At 55.7% G+C, this 3,380-nt stretch carries 3 protein-coding genes, 1 pseudogene and 1 other annotated feature; of the genes and pseudogenes, 3 read left to right on the forward strand and 1 reads right to left on the reverse strand.

The features are described from left to right. Positions 1-132 precede the first annotated feature (132 nt). Positions 133-549, reverse strand: a pseudogene (locus ACFWW2_RS16540) (IS66 family transposase); the annotation flags it as partial. A 91-nt stretch (positions 550-640) separates the two neighbouring features. Between ACFWW2_RS16540 and ACFWW2_RS16545 the strand changes: the two are divergent. The 3 genes from ACFWW2_RS16545 (at position 641) to ACFWW2_RS16555 (ending at position 3,339) form a co-directional block, all read left to right on the forward strand. Next, the gene (locus ACFWW2_RS16545) at positions 641-1,306 is read left to right on the forward strand and encodes a DUF6088 family protein (protein WP_393929727.1); all 666 of its coding nucleotides are present in this window, start codon (positions 641-643) and stop codon (positions 1,304-1,306) included. After that, the gene (locus ACFWW2_RS16550) at positions 1,303-2,142 is read left to right on the forward strand and encodes a nucleotidyl transferase AbiEii/AbiGii toxin family protein (protein ID WP_393929729.1); all 840 of its coding nucleotides are present in this window, start codon (positions 1,303-1,305) and stop codon (positions 2,140-2,142) included. The genes ACFWW2_RS16545 and ACFWW2_RS16550 overlap by 4 nt, the downstream gene beginning before the upstream one ends. Further along, positions 2,105-3,339, forward strand: a protein-coding gene (locus ACFWW2_RS16555) for an IS3 family transposase (RefSeq protein WP_393929731.1) whose coding sequence is annotated in 2 segments (ribosomal slippage) — positions 2,105-2,405 and positions 2,405-3,339 — 1,236 coding nt in all. Because the reading frame shifts where the segments join, the coding sequence is not laid out codon by codon here. The genes ACFWW2_RS16550 and ACFWW2_RS16555 overlap by 38 nt, the downstream gene beginning before the upstream one ends. Beyond that, positions 2,392-2,508: a sequence feature (AL1L pseudoknot), on the forward strand. It overlaps the preceding gene by 117 nt. Positions 3,340-3,380: the final 41 nt, after the last annotated feature.

The following is a 3,380-nucleotide window of genomic DNA, read 5'->3' on the forward strand; positions in this document are numbered from 1 at the left end:
ATCAGGACCGAAGACCTACAATCTGATCAAGTAATACAAGCACTACGCCGCAAAAAGCGCCCGTGTCGCACACAAAGCGACCAGCAGCTTTCAATGTTTACAAGCACTTAAAAAGGGGGTGCATAATGACCAACCGTTCGCAATCGGACGCAGTGCGCGCTCGGCCGGATTGTTGTCGATGGCCACACGGCCGTCCGTCAAGAACAAGCTGAAGGCATCCTTGCGGCTCAACCCATACCTGAAGGCTTTGGCCAGATCACTTTTGCCGGGAATGCGCAGGAGTTGTTGTTCAGACCAGGCAAAGAAGGCCGTGACCTTTGGCTTGCTCAACTTTTGCCGCGCGGCATGACGGACGTCAGCGGGTTGACCGTTGATGTCACGCTCAATGTCGTAGAGCTTGCCGATCTGATCGAGCGCCTCGCGGGCAATCTCGGATTTTGTTGAGGTCCAAAAATCATGGAAGTCGCGCCGCAGATGTGCCCAACAGGCCGCTTCGCGTAAACGCGGCACACCACCCGGTTCAGGCTCGTAGAGTTTGGCATATCCCTTAACTCTTTGAAATGCGCGTACTGTTTGATGTCCGAAATATGCCGTATTCTTCGGACTCGCACATGTCCGAAAAATGTAGTATATTTCGGACATGCAGAATCTAGATGATCAACAAACACTGCCGCAACGCATCCTTGACCGCACTCTCGCCAAACCCGGTACGGTTTGGACGCCTGTCGACTTCGTTGATCTTGGATCGCGCGATGCCGTGGACAAGGCGCTACAACGCATGGCCAAATCCAACGATCTCCGTCGCATCGCACGCGGTCTTTATGACAAGCCAAGAACCAACAAATTAACGGGCAAATCAACAGTGCCGGACTATCGCGCAGTAATCGACGCGATTGCGCGACGGGATCAGGCTCGATTGGTTGTCGACGGTATGACAGCGGCAAACACTTTGGGGCTGACAAATGCAGTCCCTGCCAAAATCGAAGTTTTGACCGACGCGCGCCTGAAGCCAATCCAGATTGGAGAGCAAGCAATCGTCTTCAAGCAGGCAGCCCCCAGCCGCCTTTACTGGGCTGACCGGCCAGGCATGTACTTTGTCCAAGCGCTGCACTGGATCAACGATGCGATGCAAAGTGATTCAGAACGCTCCAGGCTCGATCACATCATTCTAAGGTTGCTCGCAGATGAGAAGGATGGTCAACGACTACGGCAAGACCTTCGCTCGGGCCTTTCGGCCATGCCGATCTGGATGCAAGACATTTTGCGCGATCCGATCAATTCCGCATCTGCCGAGGCGCGCGCATGACGATAAAAGCATACCAGGAAATCATCTCTGCCGCGCCGGCCGACCGTGCTGACCTGTTCTTGATGACCGCCCAACGTTTGGGCGCACCACTCATCAACATTGAGAAGGACTTCTGGGTATGCTGGACATTGAACACCCTCTATCACCGTCTTCCAGCCAATGGTCCGCGCCTTCTTTTCAAGGGGGGAACTTCGCTGTCGAAAGCCTATGGCCTGATCAATCGCTTTTCCGAAGACATTGATGTCACCGTGTTCCGCGATGATCTTGGTTACCCAGCGACTACTGTGGAAATCGCTGATCTTTCGAACAAGAAGCGAAAAGCGATGCTCGAGGCAATAACTGCGGATTGTAGCCGCTACATCACCACTGACCTTCACGCAGCAGTGACGGAGGTCCTGGCAGAGGACACGCAGGGTAAAGGCCAGGTGGAAATTGACGATACCGATCCAAGCAACCAGACTCTACTTGTTAGGTATCCACGCGTTGATGCCTCAGAAACTGGCTATGTCCAAGCTGCTGTAAAAATAGAATCCGGGGCAAAATCAGCACTCGATCCCAACCAGCCCGCTACAATAGAACCATACATTAATTCAGATATCCAAAGTCTTGATCTGAGCGTTCATGACGTGACGACGATCAACGCAGAGCGGACGTTCTGGGACAAAATCGTAATCGCGCACGGATTGCGCAATTGGTTTGAACGACGAGGTGAGCTTCGACAAGACGGTCAGCGCGTGTCGCGACACTATGAACCGCCCCGGTTTTACCGGAGAGTACAACACTCAAAGGATGAGCCCTATGACGAAGAGACGATTCACCCCCGCCTATCCGGCTGAACTGCGCGAACGCGGTGTTCGGCTGTTTCGAGAGAACCGAGCAGATTACACCAGTGATACCGCCGCCTCCCGCGCGATTGCGCCGAAGTTGGGTTGCTCACCTGACAGTCTGCGAGCCTGGTGCCAGCAGGCCGAACGTGATGCCGGTCAGCGAGCCGGGTTGACCAACGCCGAGAAGGACCGGATCAAGGAGTTGGAGCGGGAGAACCGTGAACTTCGCACCGCCAATGAGATCCTGAAGAAGGCCAGCGCATATTTCGCGGCGGCGGAGCTCGACGGCCCATTCAAGCGATGATTGCCTTCATTGGGGAGCATGGGACTGTCTTTGGTGTCGGGCCGATCTGCCGGGTCTTGGGGATCGCACCATCGACCTTCTACGCACACAAGGCCGTTGAACATGATCCCGATCTGGCATCAGCAAGGGCAAAGCGCGACCTGTTGGACAAAGACGCAATCAAGCGTGTCCATGACGCCAGTCGGGGCCGTTATGGCGCTCGCAAGGTCTGGCATGTCCTGCGCCGTGAGGGGCGTGACATCGCCCGCTGCACGGTGGAACGGCTGATGCGAACCATGGGATTGCAGGGCGTTGTCCGGGGCAAGAAGGTCATCACCACCAATCCCGATGCGGCCCAACCGTGCCCGGACGACAAGGTGAACCGGGCCTTCGTGGCTCAGATGCCCAACCAGCTCTGGGTTTCGGATTTCACCTATGTCTCAAGCTGGCAGGGCATGGTCTACGTCGCCTTCGTGATCGACGTCTTTGCCCGAAAGATCGTCGGCTGGCGCGTGTCCACTTCGATGACCACCGGTTTCGTCCTCGACGCACTGAACCGGGCCATCTGCCAGCGGGCACCGTCGGAGGCGGACAAGCTTATCCATCACTCCGACCGCGGATCGCAATACTTGTCGATCAAATACACCGGGCGCTTGGCCGAGGCCGGCATCGACACCTCGGTCGGCAGCGTCGGGGATTCCTATGACAACGCCCTGGCCGAGAGCATCATCGGCCTGTTCAAGACTGAGGTGATCAACTTCCTCGGACCATGGAAATCAGTTGGCCAGGTCGAATGGGAAACCCTCAAATGGGTCGATTGGTACAACACCGACCGCCTGTACAGCGCCATCGGATATGGCACGCCGCAAGAAGCAGAGGAGAAATTCTACAAAACCTTGAACGCTGATGAAAAAGCAGCCTAACTATTGAACCAATCCCTCTCCGGTAAAACCGGGGCGGTTCA

This window comes from Yoonia sp. R2-816 (assembly GCF_046762905.1).
Classification (GTDB): domain Bacteria; phylum Pseudomonadota; class Alphaproteobacteria; order Rhodobacterales; family Rhodobacteraceae; genus Yoonia.

Excerpts from the sequence above, each read along its gene's own strand:
- ACFWW2_RS16545 (WP_393929727.1), top strand. The coding sequence starts at position 641 with ATGCAGAATCTAGATGATCAACAAACACTGCCGCAACGCATCCTTGAC.
- ACFWW2_RS16550 (WP_393929729.1), top strand. The coding sequence starts at position 1,303 with ATGACGATAAAAGCATACCAGGAAATCATCTCTGCCGCGCCGGCCGAC.